Origin of the sequence: Acinetobacter sp. SFA (assembly GCF_001647535.1) — a bacterium.
GTDB classification, from domain to species: domain Bacteria; phylum Pseudomonadota; class Gammaproteobacteria; order Pseudomonadales; family Moraxellaceae; genus Acinetobacter; species Acinetobacter pecorum.
The window spans coordinates 28,551-44,276 of record NZ_LSZI01000001.1 but is presented as its reverse complement, the minus strand read 5'-3'; the positions used below and the strand labels follow the sequence as shown (position 1 = coordinate 44,276).

At 42.8% G+C, this 15,726-nt stretch carries 16 protein-coding genes; 8 read left to right on the top strand and 8 right to left on the bottom strand.

Translation table 11 applies throughout. From position 1 onward, the window contains the following. Positions 1 to 218: 218 nt before the first annotated feature. The 6 genes from hdeA to AY607_RS00160 form a co-directional block, all read right to left on the bottom strand. A complete protein-coding gene (gene hdeA / locus AY607_RS00185; RefSeq protein ID WP_064095478.1) occupies positions 219 to 527 on the bottom strand; it encodes an acid-activated periplasmic chaperone HdeA in 309 nt (102 codons plus the stop codon). A 305-nt stretch (positions 528 to 832) separates the two neighbouring features. After that, the gene (locus AY607_RS00180) at positions 833 to 1,114 is read right to left on the bottom strand and encodes an antibiotic biosynthesis monooxygenase (RefSeq protein ID WP_081406337.1); all 282 of its coding nucleotides are present in this window, start codon (positions 1,112 to 1,114) and stop codon (positions 833 to 835) included. A 51-nt stretch (positions 1,115 to 1,165) separates the two neighbouring features. Next, on the bottom strand, positions 1,166 to 1,699 hold the full coding sequence (locus tag AY607_RS00175) for a gamma carbonic anhydrase family protein (RefSeq protein ID WP_064095477.1): 534 nt from the start codon (positions 1,697 to 1,699) through the stop codon (positions 1,166 to 1,168). 105 nt (positions 1,700 to 1,804) lie between these two features. Continuing rightward, positions 1,805 to 2,953 (bottom strand): D-alanyl-D-alanine carboxypeptidase PBP5/6, encoded by a 1,149-nt coding sequence (gene dacC / locus AY607_RS00170; protein WP_064095476.1) that lies wholly within the window; start codon positions 2,951 to 2,953, stop codon positions 1,805 to 1,807. 134 nt (positions 2,954 to 3,087) lie between these two features. Beyond that, positions 3,088 to 3,462: an MCR_0457 family protein gene (locus AY607_RS00165; protein ID WP_064095475.1), complete on the bottom strand. Its 375-nt coding sequence runs from the start codon at positions 3,460 to 3,462 to the stop codon at positions 3,088 to 3,090. A gap of 162 nt (positions 3,463 to 3,624) precedes the next feature. Continuing rightward, positions 3,625 to 3,996: an MCR_0457 family protein gene (locus tag AY607_RS00160; protein WP_064095474.1), complete on the bottom strand. Its 372-nt coding sequence runs from the start codon at positions 3,994 to 3,996 to the stop codon at positions 3,625 to 3,627. 112 nt (positions 3,997 to 4,108) lie between these two features. On the opposite strand from AY607_RS00160, the gene surE reads away from it, so the two are divergent. From surE to AY607_RS00145, 3 genes are all read left to right on the top strand, one after another. Further along, positions 4,109 to 4,897, top strand: coding sequence for a 5'/3'-nucleotidase SurE (surE, locus tag AY607_RS00155; protein ID WP_064095473.1), 789 nt, complete (start codon positions 4,109 to 4,111; stop codon positions 4,895 to 4,897). A gap of 94 nt (positions 4,898 to 4,991) precedes the next feature. Beyond that, positions 4,992 to 5,822 carry a peptidoglycan DD-metalloendopeptidase family protein gene (locus AY607_RS00150; protein WP_064101386.1) on the top strand — a complete coding sequence of 277 codons (831 nt, stop codon included), beginning with the start codon at positions 4,992 to 4,994 and terminating at the stop codon, positions 5,820 to 5,822. A gap of 91 nt (positions 5,823 to 5,913) precedes the next feature. After that, on the top strand, positions 5,914 to 6,843 hold the full coding sequence (locus tag AY607_RS00145) for a LysR family transcriptional regulator (RefSeq protein WP_064095471.1): 930 nt from the start codon (positions 5,914 to 5,916) through the stop codon (positions 6,841 to 6,843). 58 nt (positions 6,844 to 6,901) lie between these two features. Here AY607_RS00145 and AY607_RS00140 read toward each other — a convergent pair whose 3' ends face one another. Next, positions 6,902 to 8,113 (bottom strand): aspartate aminotransferase family protein, encoded by a 1,212-nt coding sequence (locus AY607_RS00140; protein ID WP_064095470.1) that lies wholly within the window; start codon positions 8,111 to 8,113, stop codon positions 6,902 to 6,904. 160 nt (positions 8,114 to 8,273) lie between these two features. On the opposite strand from AY607_RS00140, the gene grxD reads away from it, so the two are divergent. Further along, positions 8,274 to 8,615 carry a Grx4 family monothiol glutaredoxin gene (gene grxD / locus AY607_RS00135; RefSeq protein ID WP_064095469.1) on the top strand — a complete coding sequence of 114 codons (342 nt, stop codon included), beginning with the start codon at positions 8,274 to 8,276 and terminating at the stop codon, positions 8,613 to 8,615. An 89-nt stretch (positions 8,616 to 8,704) separates the two neighbouring features. Here the strand turns inward: grxD and AY607_RS00130 are convergent, their stop codons facing one another. Then, positions 8,705 to 11,359, bottom strand: a complete 2,655-nt coding sequence (locus AY607_RS00130; protein WP_064095468.1) for a Lon protease family protein — start codon at positions 11,357 to 11,359, stop codon at positions 8,705 to 8,707. A gap of 197 nt (positions 11,360 to 11,556) precedes the next feature. Here AY607_RS00130 and AY607_RS00125 point away from each other — a divergent pair, with 197 nt between their 5' ends. The 4 genes from AY607_RS00125 to rpmE all read left to right on the top strand — a co-directional run bounded on the left by AY607_RS00125 (position 11,557) and on the right by rpmE (position 15,692). Further along, complete coding sequence (locus AY607_RS00125; RefSeq protein WP_064101385.1) at positions 11,557 to 13,725, top strand: AmpG family muropeptide MFS transporter; 2,169 nt, start codon at positions 11,557 to 11,559, stop codon at positions 13,723 to 13,725. A gap of 1 nt (position 13,726) precedes the next feature. Continuing rightward, positions 13,727 to 14,128: a lactoylglutathione lyase gene (gene gloA, locus AY607_RS00120; RefSeq protein WP_064095466.1), complete on the top strand. Its 402-nt coding sequence runs from the start codon at positions 13,727 to 13,729 to the stop codon at positions 14,126 to 14,128. Positions 14,129 to 14,279: 151 nt separating this feature from the next. After that, positions 14,280 to 15,272 (top strand): bile acid:sodium symporter family protein, encoded by a 993-nt coding sequence (locus AY607_RS00115; RefSeq protein ID WP_064095465.1) that lies wholly within the window; start codon positions 14,280 to 14,282, stop codon positions 15,270 to 15,272. A gap of 195 nt (positions 15,273 to 15,467) precedes the next feature. Then, the gene (rpmE, locus tag AY607_RS14745; protein ID WP_081406336.1) at positions 15,468 to 15,692 is read left to right on the top strand and encodes a 50S ribosomal protein L31; all 225 of its coding nucleotides are present in this window, start codon (positions 15,468 to 15,470) and stop codon (positions 15,690 to 15,692) included. Positions 15,693 to 15,726 lie beyond the last annotated feature (34 nt).

Here is a 15,726-nt window from a genome sequence, read left to right as displayed (position 1 = left end):
AATTTTTATTAATTTAAATTTATATTTTATAAAACTATAAAAGATCTAGGAGGGATTGTATTTAATAAAGGGTTAAGAATATGCTTCATGGTTTAAATCACTGGATTTAATTAACCTAAAATGATTGGTGAAAAAAATATAATGATCAATCGTAAAGAGCTAAAAAACAGTAATTAGTTTTAATTACTGTTTTTTATATAAAAAGACAGATGAAGGGCTTATTTTATTTTAGCCCATTCTTTAGCCAAACGTTGTCTAAAGCTTTGTTTTTTATCTTTCTTACACTCTTGAACCATAATAGGTGTAACCTTTTCAATACCTTGTGTATCAATAATCTGATTTTCTACACCTTTATTATTCATATTTAAAGCTATAGTTACGCCAACAGCAGTTGGTTGGTACTTAGCATCCAATACAAGAAAGTCCTCACATGTCCATTGGTTTACCGGTTTTTTTGCGGAAGCAGAATTTACAAAAAATGGAGATAATGCTACGCAAGATAAAATGATAATAGATAATTTTTTCATTTTAATTAATCTCTTATGACGGTTATGAAATTATCTGAGATTATAATATTTAATTATAATCTTATTTGGTGAAATTAACTGATACTTGATAGGATGTATATTAATAATGTGTATCTAATTTTATATAAAATTAATTTAATCATAGTAAGTATTTAATAGATATAATATTAATATTAATTTATTAAATTGTTTGAAAATTAATATTACAATTTTGAGAAATGGTATATTTCAAGTAAATTTTAAGAATTTGATTTTGGATGATGCCGAGATTAATTCTAATATACTTGAAATAACGGTTTCACGCATTACTTCCCCTGATTTCTTATACTTAAATATTCTTGTGAATTGAGATAGTTAAAGCCGGCATTTTCCCACTGTGTTTTGCTTGGCCATTGAGCATAACCCATATAATCACCGGTCTTTTTGTTTTTGTGGAGGCGATAGCCTAAAGAACCTAGAACCAGATGAATCCCTTCTGTACGTGTTTTCCATGCTTGCACGAAAGCTTCATCTGTCGCTGGTTTAATTTTGAAACAATAGACCGCAATAAATATTTTAATTCTCCAGTCATGCTTGTTTTTAAACAAGCATTAAACTAATAGGATTAAAATAATATATTGAGATATAAATATTTTTATTTATCCAAGATAGTTTCGGGAAACTTTTACATAATTTTGTGCTGAATAGGGCAAGAATGCTATTTCTTTTTCAGTTAAAGGTCTTAATTTTTTTGCAGGACTCCCCACATAGAGCCAGCCGCTTTCCAAAACTTTATTCGGTGGTACTAAAGTTCCTGCACCAATCATGACATCATCCGGAATTACCACATTATCCAGAATAATACTATTAATCCCGATCAGAACACGGTTGCCAATGGTACAGCCATGCAGCGTTACGTGATGACCAATTGTCACATTTTCCCCAATAACCAGGGGTGAACCTTCCGGTTGGTCGGCTTTCTTATGGCTAACATGCAGCATGGCATGATCCTGTATATTAGAATTTCTGCCAATATGGATATGGTTAACATCTCCACGAATCACGGCAAAAGGCCAGACTGAGACGTTTTCAGCCAAAATTACATCACCCACGACTACGGCCATGGGATCAATATAACAGGAATCTGCCACTTGCGGAGTGGTATTCAGATAAGAACGAATATTTTGGCTCATGTCAGTACTACCCTGAAAATTTATGATCATTATAAAATAAAAAAGCATACATTCCAGGAATGTATGCTTTGGCTTTAGTCTGAAACAGTATTTATAAATTAATACTTAGAACAGGTTGCTAAAGAATTGCTTGATATGATCCAGCATACGTGCAAAGAAGCCTGCTTCTTCAACTGCCTGTAGTGCAACCAGTGGTTTTTCAGCAATTACTTTGCCATCTAGAGTGGCTACATATTTACCTACTATCTGACCTGGCTGTAAAGGTGCAGTCAGTTTAGGCTGTACCACCAGTTGGGTTTTTATTGCGTTGGCCTGACCTTTTGGCATGGTCACATTAAAGTTCTCAGCCAGGCCAATCTGGACTTCATCTTCTTTGCCGAACCAGACTTTGGCTTTGGCGAGTACCTGTTTGGCAGGCTGAACATTTTTGGTTTCGAAGTTGGCATAACCCCAGGCAAGCAGCTCACGTGTCTGAGTCGCACGTTCCTGCATGGTTGGTGCACCAAAAATTACTGAAATTAATCGGGTAGGGCCACGTTTTGAAGAAGTTGTCAAACAATAACCAGCTTCATTGGTATGACCGGTTTTTAAACCATCTACACTTGGGTCAGTATATAGCAGTGCATTACGATTACCTTGCTTAATCCCATTAAAAGTAAATTCTTTTTCCGCATAAATCGGATAATACTTTGAACTGTCTTTGATGATGTGCTGTGCCAATGTAGCCATATCTTTGGCAGTCGAATAATGTCCTTCAGCAGGCATACCGGTTGAATTGATAAAGCTGGTATTGGTCATGCCAATACGTTTGGCTTCCTGATTCATCATATGTGCAAAGGTACCCTCGTTCCCTGCAATATGTTCGGCCATTGCTTTAGAGGCATCATTACCAGACTGGATAATAATTCCGCGCAGCATTTCCAGCGCAGTTGCCGTACCGTTTAAAGGTACATACATACATGATTCCGCACTGCTACCGCGGCACCATGCAGATTCATTCATACGGACCTGTTCGTCTTCAGTCAGCTCACCACTCAATAGTTTCTGCTCGATGATGTAGCTGGTCATCATCTTGGTCATGGAAGCAGGGGCTAATTTTTCATTTTCATTTTTAGATGCGAGAATTTGCCCTGTTTCGAAGTCCATCAGCACATAAGATTTATTATTCAATTCTGGTGGTGCAGATAAGACAGTTGCTGCAAAGCTGAAACTAGGAATTAATAATAATGCAGCAAGGGCAGTTTTTGGGGTCATTTCTAGTGGGTTCCAATATCTTGATGTAAGCACGAAGAGCCTAGCATTTTAGGACAAAGCTAGGCTGACTTCTATGGGAAACCCAGTCTAATTTCAAAAGTATTGTAAGTAATCGGCACAAATATCGCTTAATTTTAATATGTGGTTAATTCGTCACAAATCACCTGATTTTTTTGCTTCCCAGCTTTTTTGGCATCTGCTTGTGCTTCAGCCAGAATATTGCGGAAATCTTTCTGTTTTGCCATCTGATTTAAGCGTTCCACCGGATTGCTTTGACCCGGCATATATTCTGTCACCAGCTTATTATAGCCTTGATTGAATTGTGACTTGTCTTTAACCACGCTTGGGCAGATTTCTGAAAGAACATAAATTGCAGCCAGTTCCTCTTTGGTCACTTTCTGGGTTGGAGTAACATTAATATTTTCATCGGCTGCGAAGGCGGAAGTTCCGAAAAAAGTTGCTGCGGAAACTGTACAGAAGGCCAAAGCCTGAAATAATGGACTTTTCATTAAAAAACTCAAAAAAAAGATTTAGAACAATAATTTGCCTAGCTTAAACTTATTTTTGCAATTGAAAAGTGGGGAAATGTAGCGAAGCTGTAGAAATGTGAAGAAATCTGTAAGCGAAATAAGATGATGTGCACATCATCTTATTTCTCAAAAGTAAATTACTTAGCCTTGGTAGTCTAGGACCTCTTCACATACTGTTTTTTGCTCGTCCTTTGCAGTTTGTTTGGCACCCTGACGCGCTTCTTCAAGCAAGGATTTATATTCGCTGTCAGCCTGCAACTTGGTATAGCTCATGCCTTTATCTGAATATTCTGCAAGATAAGACTGGATCAATTGTTGAATTGTACTGTCCAATTTTGCATTTTGACCAATCACGGCCGGGCAAACTTCGGTCATGACCTGTGCTGCGGCAATATCTTCTTTGACGATGGTATCGTTTTCTTCAACAGTCAGATCGGTCGCTAGGACGGAAGGGGAAATGAATACTGTCAGGCTTAAAGTTAAAGCACCAAATAAAGGGAATTTTTTAATCATCTTGAGCCACATATTATAAAGATGGATGTCGAGCCATAAATATATATAATTCCTGTACTAATACAATGAAATGTCCTAACTAGTCATTTTTTAAAGTAACGAGATTTTTTCAGTGAATATTTTAGTTTCAAATGATGACGGTGTATTGGCACCCGGTATTCAGGCTTTGGCAAAAGCTTTAAAACCTCTGGGGCGGGTAGTGATTGTGGCACCCGAAAGTGAACGCAGCGGATTTTCCAGTGCTTTAACTCTGGATCGCCCTCTACGCCCCATCCAGATTTCCCCAGATGTCTGGGCTGTCAATGGCACACCGGCAGATTGTGTCTACTTGGCAATGAACGGCCTGTTTGATTTTGAGTTTGACCTGGTGGTCAGTGGAATTAATAGCGGTGCGAATCTGGGCGATGATGTATTGTACTCTGGTACGGTCGGTGCAGCTTTTGAAGGCCGTTTAAGTAAAAACCCTGCGATTGCCGTATCATTGAGTGGGCCGAATGTACGCAGCTATCAATATACGCAGGATTATCAGCTGGCCGCCGAATGGGTACATGATTTTATTGCTCGCGGTTTGCCTGTTCTGCCTGAGCGTCATATTTTTAATATTAATATTCCAGATGTGGCTGAATTACAGGGCGAAAAGGTCACTTATCAAAGTCGTCGCCGTCAGTCTAAACCGGTGATGAATCATGTGGATCCGCGCGGTCGCCAAGTGTACTGGATTGGACTCTCCGGAGAAGCAGTCGCAGAACCTAAACCAGGATATAGCGAGATTGATTCAGACTTCTCTGCAGTAGCCAATGGCTATGTCAGTATTACCCCCATCCAGATGGATGCCACCAATTATGAGAGTTTGCGGAATTTGCAAACACAATTAGCAGAAAATGCATCCTTAGTGTTATAACTTTGTGAAAAACTCGCGATTACAAGTATATTGCCGTAAAACTTTGCTAATCTTAACGAAATTTTGCAACCGTATAGCATTAGAGAGGAAGATAATGTTCTTGGTGTTACCGAAATGTGTCGTAGCTTCACCTGCCGCCCTGATTAAAACCCTGGTTTTATCGACTGTTGTTATTTCTACAGGAATATTTACCGGTTGTGCCACCAAACCTCAGGTGAATAATGCGACACGCTATGCAACGGCTCCTGATTTCTATACGGTGCGTTCAGGAGATACATTGAGTGGTATTGCAGCACGTTATGGGTTGAACTATATCAGTGTTGCCGAGATGAATGACATCAGTGCACCTTACCGGATTTATGTGGGACAGTCGATTCGTCTGAAAAATAATACTGCACGCCGTAGTACTAGTACACAGGCAGTGACACAGGCAGCGCCAATCCAGCGCCAAACAATTGCAGTGCCTGCACCAGCACCAGTCGCGCCCGCAACGACAGTACAGACGACACCACGTGTCAGTACAGCTGCGCCGGTAACACCTGTATCTACCGCAGCAGGCCTGCGTTGGGTAAAACCGTCTAATGGGGCGATTCTACAACCGTATAATCTGGCGTCTAATATCAAGGGCATTCGCTATGCTGGCAATGTCGGTGATCCGGTATTTGCAGCAGCAGACGGGCAGGTGGTTTATGCTGCAGACGGCCTGAAAGAGTATGGTAATCTGGTTTTGATCAAGCATGTCAATGGCTATATCACAGCTTATGCACATAATAGTAAAATGAATGTGAAAAGCGGTCAAAATGTAACTGCAGGTCAAAAAATTGCAGAAATGGGATCGACAGGGACCACCCGGAACATGCTTGAGTTTCAGGTGCGCTTAGACGGCAAACCTATTAATCCAGCTACAGTGCTGCCAAACAATTAAAAAAATAATGCAAACTGAAAATTTCACCGTATAATACAATAAGTTGCTTTTATCAAATGATGGAGCGCCTCATAAGTTTAGAGGGAAATTTATGTTAGATCAGCTTCGAGCAATGGGTGTCTTTGCTTGTGTTGTGGAGAAAAACTCGTTTAGCGGTGCTGCCCGTGAATTAGGAATTACGACCAGCGCCGTTAGTCAACAGATTCGCTCATTAGAACAAGATATGGAAGTCATACTTTTAAATCGTTCGACGAGAAAATTAAGTCTGACCGAAGCGGGACAAGCTTTTTTTCATAGCTGTCAAGAAATGTTATCTGCTGCTGAACGTGGTAAAGTCCGGATCAATGAGTTACGTGATGATCTTGTGGGTGAACTGCGCATTGTATCTTTACCAGAACTGTGTGCAAATCATGTGATTCCTGCACTTTCTCACTGGATATCCGCACATCGTGGCCTGGCAGTACATCTGGAAACAAACAATCATGAGGTTGATTTGTTAGAAGGACGTATTGATATCGCCCTGAGATTCGAACAAAAAATCGATGAGCATAACCTTGAGGTTGTGCCATTGATGCAGATTGAGCAGATTCTGGTGGCTGCACCAAGTTATATTAATCAGAGTACGATTATTTCACGACCTGAGGATCTGCAAAATCATGACGTGATGCCTTTAACGCATATCAAAAACCACCAGTATTTCCATTTTCAGCATGTCAATACCGCGGAAAAAGCAGAGTTTGAATTGAAATCCCGTTTCAGTACCAATAATGGTCTGGTCGCAAAAGCAATGTGCTTGCAGGGGAATGGTATTGCTAAAATTCTATATCTTGATGCTAAGAAAGACTTGCTGAATGGTACCTTGGTTGAAGTTTTGCCTGAATGGAGACTTCCTCAGATTACCCTTTATGCAGTCATGCCGAAACGTGAACAACAACCTACAAAAATTCTTCGTTGCCTTGAAACCTTGAAACAATATTTTGGCCAGATTTCTGGTGGACGTATGTTACAAAATGCCTCATAGAATGCAGAATAATAAAAAAGCCGCTTTAAAGCGGCTTTTTTAATTTCAGGCTGGTGTATTAAGCCAAATAAGCTTTAATCATTGTGACCAGACGTTCAATCAGCTGATCCGCCTGTTCTTGGGTAATGTTCAGGGTAGGCAACAGGCGAACGACATTGCCTGCGGTGACATTGATAATCATCTTGTATTCATCGCGTGCAATATTAACTAGGTCTCCACAGTCTTTAGGCAATTCAATCCCGATCATCAGACCAAAACCGCGTACAGTTACTTGGTGATCTGCAAGCTGGCTACGCAATTGCTCAACAATATAGGCACCTTTTTCAGCAGCATTGGCCACGATATTTTCTTTTTGCATGATGTCGATAATGGTATAGACCACACGCGAACCCAGTGCTGTACCGCTATAAGTTGAACCGTGATTTCCTGCAGTTAGTACACCAACACCACGACCTTGGGTCATGACTGCACCAATCGGGAAACCGTTACCTAAGCCTTTAGCAGTGGTAAGTACATCCGGAACAATATTGGTATGCTGATAAGCAAAGTATTTACCGGTACGACCATTACCGGTTTGAACTTCGTCCAGCATCATTAGCCAGTTGTGCTGGTTACAGATGTGACGAATCTCTTCCAGATAGCTGAAACCTTGAGGTGCGGTATTAACACCGCCTTCGCCCTGAATCGGTTCAATCAAAATGGCTACGATATCCGGATGGTTGATTGCAGCTTCTTCAATCGCTTCGATATCACCAAAAGGTACACGAATAAAACCTTCAACTAGCGGACCAAAGCCATCCTGAACTTTTTTATTACCTGTGGCAGACAGGGTGGCTAGAGTACGGCCATGGAAAGAACGATCCGCTACAATAATTTTTGGAGAAGCGATACCTTGCATATGACCAAATTTACGCGCAATCTTGATTGCACCTTCATTGGATTCTGCACCGCTGTTCGAGAAAAATATTTCTTCCATCCCCGCTACTTCAGCCAGTTTTTGTGCAGCGGCGGTTTGCCAAGGCACTTCAAACAGGTTACTGGTATGAATTAGGGTCGCTGCCTGGTCGGCAATCGCTTCGGCAAGCACAGGATGCGCATGACCTAAACCACATACTGCAATTCCGGTTAAGGCATCAAAATACTCTGTACCATCTTCAGTATAAAGATATGCACCCCGTCCTCGGACAAAGCTGATCGGTTGACGGCCAAAAACGGGCATCAAGTGAGACGGTTGATCAGGTTGTACCGGTGCGAGGGTAATATTATTCATGACTAACTCTTAACTGTTAGGTGGAAAGAAAAACTTATATAAGCAAAAACTCGCTCAGATTTAAAGGGCAATTGTAAATAAAATTGGAAATATTGCTTTAGACATACTGTTTTGCTTGGATTTGGGTATAATGCGAGACAGATGAGTTGAGGATTTATCAATGACTGAACAAGCACGCGATACCGAAGCGTTAATTCGTGACCAAATTGCAAAACATGCAGTACTTCTTTACATGAAAGGCACACCGCAATTTCCACAATGTGGTTTTTCTGCTCGTGCAGTAGAAGCACTCAGTCAGATTGGTCGTCCGTTTGCTTATGTAAACATTCTGGAAAACCCGGACATTCGTGCGATGTTACCGCAAATCGCCAACTGGCCGACGTTTCCACAGCTTTGGATCAATGGTGAATTGATCGGTGGTAGTGATATCATGCTCGACATGTTCCAGAAAGGTGAGTTAAAGCCTTTGGTTGAACAGTACAGCCCGGCACCTGAAGCTTAATTTAGATTTAAATTAAGTCCAAGAAATAAAAAAAGCGCTTCATATCAGAAGCGCTTTTTTTATGAGTGAGAAATGCAAGCAGAACAAAATCAGTCTTCTGGCTGTTCCTTAGTCTTTTCAAGTTCTTTTGATTCAGCGGCCAAGGTAGCAGCGAGGACCTCTGAATCGGCCTGGACCTCTTGTACAGGTGCTTTATCTTTTTGCTTTTTCTTCTTCTTTTTTTTCTTTTTCTTTGGTACTTCAACCAGTTCAGCACCATCTTCAATCGCTTGCCAATAATCCAGCTGTGCCATCACTGCGGCATAGATTGAATTTTTGCTATAACGTCCTTTTTTATCCAGCGTACCCACTGGTCGAGCCATCAGGATTTCTAATGCCTGATCAATGGTATCAATTGCATGAATATGGAACTGACCTTCTTCCACGGCAAGGGTGACATCTTTACGCAGCATCAGATGCTGCATATTTTGTCGCGGAATAATTACACCTTGTTTACCGGTCAGGCCTTGTAGCTTGCAGGCATCGAAGAAACCTTCAATTTTGGCATTCACGCCACCTACTGGCTGTACTTGACCTAGTTGGTTCATAGACCCGGTAATGGCCCAGGACTGATCAATTGGTAACTGGCTGATGGCCGAAAGTAGAGCTGAAAGTTCTGCCACTGTGGCACTGTCACCATCAACCTGACCATAACTTTGCTCGAAGGCCAATGCGGCAGAGAAGTGCAAGGTCTGTTCACGACCGAAATGTGCTTTCAGGAAAGACGCCATCAGTAACACACCTTTGGCATGCAGAGATCCACCGAGTTCTACACTGCGTTCGATATCCAGAATATCACCGCCACCCTGATAAACCGAAGCCGTCAGACGTGAAGGCAGACCAAATTCAACATCAGCATAATGAATCACCGACAGGGCATTAATCTGTCCCAGACGATGGCCACGGGTTTCAATCAGTTGGGTACCACGGGTCAGATCCTGCCAGTATAGTTCACGTAAATAGCCGAGACGATATTTGCGGTGATCCAGTGCGGTATTGATGTGTTTTTCTGAAACCATCTTGTCACCTGCCTTGAAAGCATGATGATGTGCTTCACGGATCAGATCACCCAGTGTCAGGGCATGTAATGACAATGAACTTTGATCTTCAGCTTGACGGCTGGAATCGGTAAGCAATGCGGCCAGAGCAGACCGGTCAAAAGGCAGTAATTTATCGGATTGCACATAGTCGGCAATCAGTTGCATATAGGCCTGCTCGTTGTCGTCATTACGTTGTAATGTATCGGTAAAGTCAGCGCGGATTTTAAAGATGCTGCCCAGTTCAGGTTCAAGCTCTAAAATTTCATAATAAATTTCAGGCTCTGCCAGCAAGATCACCTTGATATTTAAAGGAATCGATGCAGGTTCGATCGAAATACTGCCGGTCAGCGTGATCATATGTTCAAGTGAAGACAGTTTTAAATGCCCGGATTTAAGCGCGCGTTTCAAACCTTGCCATGCATAAGGTTGTTCCAGCAGTTGTTCTGCTTCCAGCATCAGGAAGCCGCCATTGGCCTTATGTAAACTGCCTGGACGAATCAGGGTAAAATCAGTCGTGATCGTGCCATTTTGGGTCAGCTGTTCTACATGACCCAGCAAGTTGTAATGGGTTGGAAAATCTTCAAAGATCACCGGCGCACCACTGTTCGGCTTGTGTGTGATAATCACATTGGCCTGATAACGTGCCGGAACGCGACTGAACAGTGCCGGAGTGAAATCGTCTTCTTCCTGTTCCAGCACAATTTCGACATTGTTAATAATATCTTCAGCATAATATTTCAGGTAGTTTTCCAGACCTTCCACATGTTTGAATTTTGCCAGAATCTGTTCTACTCGTGGCAGAACCACCTGCTTGGCAATATCACGATTTAGCACCTGTACGCGATCGCGTGCATCATCTTCCAGATCACCTAGATGTAGCCCTAGACGTTCCAGCTTTTTATCCATATAGCGCATGTTGGAAGCGAGTTCGGCACGATCTTTGTTGCTTAATGCGTTTAGATCTTCCTGAGACATTTCCTGCAATTTGTCATCGATCAAATGCACAGGTACAAAACAGTGCTCATCGTGTCGCGAGATCAGCTTCAGATCCAGTTCTGCACCTTCTTTGGTGAGTTCAATCAGTGCCTGTTGTTGTTCATCCCCGGTTTCCTGGCGAATCATTTCAATGCGGTTGTGATAGCTTTCAGCAGTAAAACGGCGCTCAAGCTGTTTCAGGATGGTTTGCCAGCTTTGATTTAACATCGCCTGAAATTTTGGTGCCTGCCCAGGAGGCAGTTCCAGTGCAAGCGGCTGACGCTGGTTCTGAAAGTTATTGACGTAGACCCAGTCGTTAGGAGTATCCATGGTTTTGGCATGCTGCTGTAGCAAACGCTTCACCATAGTGCGTTTACCGAGACCTGCTGTACCGACGGCAAAAATGTTATAACCGGAATAAGGCAGGGCAATCCCGGCCTCGACTGAAGCACGTGCACGATCTTGGCCCAGAAAATTATTCAGGGGCTTGATCCTTTTGGTAGACGCAGGAATTTTTTCTAGATTAGGAATATGCGTCAGTTGTATTGATTTTAAGCGGGTATGCTCAAGGGTGTTTTGAATTTCACTTTGTTCAAATGCCGAGATGAGTAAATCTGAGCGGATATTTTCTGGTGTTGTCGTATTGTTGCTGGCGATAGAAGAATTAATTTGATCGAGTCTCTGGGTCACTGTTGAAAATCCAAAACGAAATATTACGTTGATGAGAGTTAAGGTATACAGATTTACTTGAAAAATTCAAGCCAACATGTCGCTTTTCCCAGAAAATAAAAACCGGAAATGTGATAAATATATAAATCTTGTTGAAAGATACGCTATTACAGGATTGAATAGCAGCAATTGGTTTTTCTGCGGAAAATAATAAAGCAATGACAACACAAACGACGGGTTGGAAATCCGCATTTACAGCATTTTTAGATCGACGTGCCTTGATTATGCTGTTCTTGGGATTTTCGGCTGGTGTGCCGATTCTTCTGATTTTTTCCAGTCTGTCTTTATGGTTAGGTGAGGCCGGAATCAGCAAAAGTGCTGTAACTTTCTTTAGCTGGGCGGCATTGGGCTACTCTTTTAAATTTGTCTGGGCTCCGCTCATTGATGAACTGCCAGTGCCCTTTTTGACCAAGGCCCTGGGACGCCGTCGTGCCTGGTTGCTGATCGCCCAGATTCTGATTGTCTGTGCCATTCTGATTATGGCATTTTCTGATCCTGCGCTAGGAACGACCCATTTACAGCAAATGGCACTGGGGGCAGTGCTGCTCGGCTTTTCCGCAGCAACGCAGGATATTGTGATTGATGCTTACCGGATCGAGCTGGCAGAAACCCAGATGCAGACTGTGCTGGCTGCCACCTATAATGCCGGTTACCGGATCGGGATGATTGTTGCAGGTGCCGGGGCATTATTTTTGGCTGCCTATCTGGGTACGGCGAAAGGCAACTATATTTATGATGCCTGGAAATGGACCTATATGGCGATGGCTGCGGTCATGATGGTGGGTATTGTCACCACACTGTCCATCCGGGAACCACAGGTTAACCGGGTACGCAAGCACTATGTACGCAGTGACTATTTTCGTCTGGTCGCAGTGTTTTTTGTTGCGGTCATCAGTTTTGTACTGAGCTATGTCTATTCGGGCAATCTGGTGGCCAGCGTCACGGAACAGTTTGCCATTCAAGATACCTTTGCCTTGTTCTGTTTTGAAGCTTTACGTTTTATTGGCTCGGGTGCAGTAGCCTTTGCCGTTGGCACCAGCCTGGTAAAAATGGGTGCAGTCAACAAGCAGATGGCCTATGAAACCTGGGTTGATCCGGTTGCCGATTTCTTTAAACGGTATGGTTTGAAGCTGGCTTTGGTGCTGTTATTGCTGATTGGTTTTTATCGGGTTTCCGATATTATTGCCGGGGTGATTTCCAATGTCTTTTATCAGGACCTGAATTTCAGTAAAGAGCAAATCGCTGAGGCGGTCAAAGTTTATGGCGTTATTTTCTCTTTGATCGGTGGATTTCTGGGTGGGTTGTTGGCCCAGAAAATGAATATCATGAAACTGATGTTTGTCGGTGCTCTACTGGCCTGTTTGACCAATCTCATTTTTATTGGGCTGGTCAAGTCAGGTGAACAACTGGCCGCTGTTGAAGTTAGGGTGGCTAATCAGGTTTATCAGGCAGATACAGATGAAGTTGGTTACTGGAAGCTGGAGCTACCGAGTGCCGTGCTGGCGCAAAGCAAGCAGTTACAAGTATCGGCTGCTTATCTGGATGGAGATGTTACTGATCAGGCCCCGGTACAAGTCAGTATGCCGTATTTAACTGAAAAACCGGGCAGCACCCAGTTACAGATCCTGCCGATTACGAGTGATAATACGCTTACAGCTGCTGAACAGGACAAGACCATTGTGGTGCGTGGCCAGTATGTCGGTAAAGCACTGCCAGAAAATCAAAAGATCGTGTTGCAGATTAACGACCAGAATATTGATGCGAAACTGGAAAGTGAGGGCATATTTACTGCCGCGATTCCAGCACAGCAACTGATCCAGTCACCCGCACATATTATCAGTGCAGTCTTGATGCAAGATGGTCAGGCACTGCAACAAACAACCCATGTTTATCAGGTCAATGAACAGTTGACCCATACCCCGAATCTGGATATTGATATCCAACCTTTAGCAGTGGTAGAGAGCAACAGTTCAGATACAGTCGAGGTCAGTGGTAAGGTAATTAAACCGTATAGCGACAAGTGGCTTTATTTTGCCATTATTGTCGATAACCTGGCCGCCGGGCTTGCAGGTGCTGCATTTATTGCATTCTTGTCGAGCTTGACCAGTGTCTCATTTACCGCCGTTCAATATGCGATTTTTAGCTCTCTCATGACCCTGACGCCTAAGATTTTAGGCGGATATTCGGGTACTATAGTCACCCATATCGGTTATCCGAACTTCTTCCTGATGACTACTCTAATCGGGATCCCCATTCTGATTCTGGTAGTCTGGGTTGCAAAATTGCTCGGTGAACACCAACAACAATCTGTACAAAAGGATGATTAATATGCGCATGCTGCATACCATGTTACGTGTAGGCAATTTAGAACAGTCTCTCAAGTTCTATACTGAAGTACTTGGCATGACTCTGCTTCGTAAGCGTGATTACGAAGAAGGTCGTTTTACCCTGGCTTTTGTCGGTTATGGCGATGAAGAAAATCATACTGTGCTGGAGCTGACGCATAACTGGGATACAGACCACTATGAGCTGGGCAATGGCTATGGTCATATTGCGATTGCAGTTGATGATGCTTACAAGGCATGTGAAGAAATTAAAGCGCGTGGCGGTAACGTCGTACGTGAAGCCGGCCCGATGAAAGGTGGCGTGACTGTGATTGCATTTGTAGAAGATCCAGACGGTTATAAAATCGAGCTGATCCAGCAGGATCAGGATGCACGTAACAACTAAGCGTGGTGTGGTGAAATATATGAAACATATTCATGTATAGATGAAAATATTACATCAAGCTGAATGCGTAGTATCAGCCCGGCATCTGTTAAGATAGCCGGGCATTTTTATATCAAACAATAAAATCTAAAATTTGAGGGATTAAAGGGATATGCTTAAATTCTTGGCATTGGATCGTTTTACGATACTGTTATTTGTGATGGTCTTGCTGGCCAGTGTATTGCCCGTTTCGGGGCAAGCGGCTGAAGTCTTTGGCTGGATAACAACAGGAGCCATTGCCATCCTGTTTTTTTTGCATGGTGCCAAATTATCTCGCGAGGCAGTTGTAGAAGGCATTATGCACTGGAGATTACATACTTTAGTGTTTGCACTGACTTTCGTCATGTTTCCAATCTTAGGACTTTTAGCCAAGCCAATTTTATTGCCGATGCTCGGGCAGGAGCTGTATTGGGGCTTCCTGTTTATGTGTTTCTTGCCCTCTACGGTGCAGTCTTCGATTGCCTTTACCTCAGTGGCACATGGTAACGTCGCCGGGGCTGTGTGTAGTGCCTCTTTTTCCAATCTCATTGGTATGTTTATTACTCCGGTCCTGGTAGCATTTTTTATTCTTGGCCAATCTGAACATGATTTTGATCCGACCACCTCGATTATCCAGATTACATTGCTGCTACTGGTGCCGTTTGTTCTTGGGCAGGTCTTGCGTCCCTGGATTTATCCTTACATGATGAAGGTGCCACAAATCGTCAAGATTTTCGATCAAGGCTCGATTCTTTTGGTGGTTTATGGGGCTTTCAGCAGTGCTGTAGTGGCCGGACTCTGGAATGAGGTTAGCCTGGGTACCCTGTTATTGCTATTACTGGCCTGCTCGGTATTGCTTACCATTGTAATGCTGTTATCACTTTATATTCCGCGCTGGCTGGGCTTTAGCCGCGCTGATCAGAAAACGGCATTCTTTTGTGGTTCTAAAAAAACCCTGGCCAGTGGAGTGCCGATGGCGCAAATTTTATTTATTGGTCAGCCATTAGGTATGATTGTTTTGCCGATCATGATTTTCCATCAGATTCAGCTAATGGTGTGCGGAATTATTGCTAATCTGTGGGCCAAAGAGGATGAATCAGAATTAGCAGCAGAAGCAGAAGAATAATTCGCATATTGCATTCGTTTCACGTATAATAATGCCCACTTGTTGTGCTTAGCTCTGACGGTATCCGTCTCGGTGGGCCAAAAGAATGGTCTGTTGTGGTGTTGATCTGCATGAACATTGTTCCTGCTTCCTCAGTTGAGAGTGATCAATAGCGATGACAGCTAAACCTTCTTGAACCTAATGGAGTAATCGACGATGCGCGCCGATATTCACCCAAAATATGATACTTTAGTTGCTACTTGTTCATGTGGTAACGTAATCGAAACTCGTTCAGCTCTTGGTAAAGAAACTCTTTATCTAGACGTATGTTCAGCTTGCCACCCATTCTATACTGGTAAGCAAAAGAATGTTGACACTGGCGGTCGTATCGACAAGTTCAAACAACGTTTTGCTGGTATGTCACGTTCTGTTAAACGTTAATACCCAAAATGAAAAAAACGGGCTTCAAGCCCGT

Bases quoted from the DNA above. Each gene is read 5' to 3' on its own strand.
- AY607_RS00145 (WP_064095471.1), top strand. From the start codon at position 5,914: ATGTTAGATCAGCTTCGAGCAATGGGTGTCTTTGCTTGTGTTGTGGAG.
- AY607_RS00115 (WP_064095465.1), top strand. From the start codon at position 14,280: ATGCTTAAATTCTTGGCATTGGATCGTTTTACGATACTGTTATTTGTG.
- AY607_RS00150 (WP_064101386.1), top strand. From the start codon at position 4,992: ATGTTCTTGGTGTTACCGAAATGTGTCGTAGCTTCACCTGCCGCCCTG.
- AY607_RS00160 (WP_064095474.1), bottom strand. From the start codon at position 3,996: ATGATTAAAAAATTCCCTTTATTTGGTGCTTTAACTTTAAGCCTGACA.
- AY607_RS00175 (WP_064095477.1), bottom strand. From the start codon at position 1,699: ATGAGCCAAAATATTCGTTCTTATCTGAATACCACTCCGCAAGTGGCA.
- rpmE (WP_081406336.1), top strand. From the start codon at position 15,468: ATGCGCGCCGATATTCACCCAAAATATGATACTTTAGTTGCTACTTGT.
- dacC (WP_064095476.1), bottom strand. From the start codon at position 2,953: ATGACCCCAAAAACTGCCCTTGCTGCATTATTATTAATTCCTAGTTTC.
- hdeA (WP_064095478.1), bottom strand. From the start codon at position 527: ATGAAAAAATTATCTATTATCATTTTATCTTGCGTAGCATTATCTCCA.
- AY607_RS00140 (WP_064095470.1), bottom strand. From the start codon at position 8,113: ATGAATAATATTACCCTCGCACCGGTACAACCTGATCAACCGTCTCAC.
- grxD (WP_064095469.1), top strand. From the start codon at position 8,274: ATGACTGAACAAGCACGCGATACCGAAGCGTTAATTCGTGACCAAATT.
- AY607_RS00125 (WP_064101385.1), top strand. From the start codon at position 11,557: ATGACAACACAAACGACGGGTTGGAAATCCGCATTTACAGCATTTTTA.
- gloA (WP_064095466.1), top strand. From the start codon at position 13,727: ATGCGCATGCTGCATACCATGTTACGTGTAGGCAATTTAGAACAGTCT.
- AY607_RS00165 (WP_064095475.1), bottom strand. From the start codon at position 3,462: ATGAAAAGTCCATTATTTCAGGCTTTGGCCTTCTGTACAGTTTCCGCA.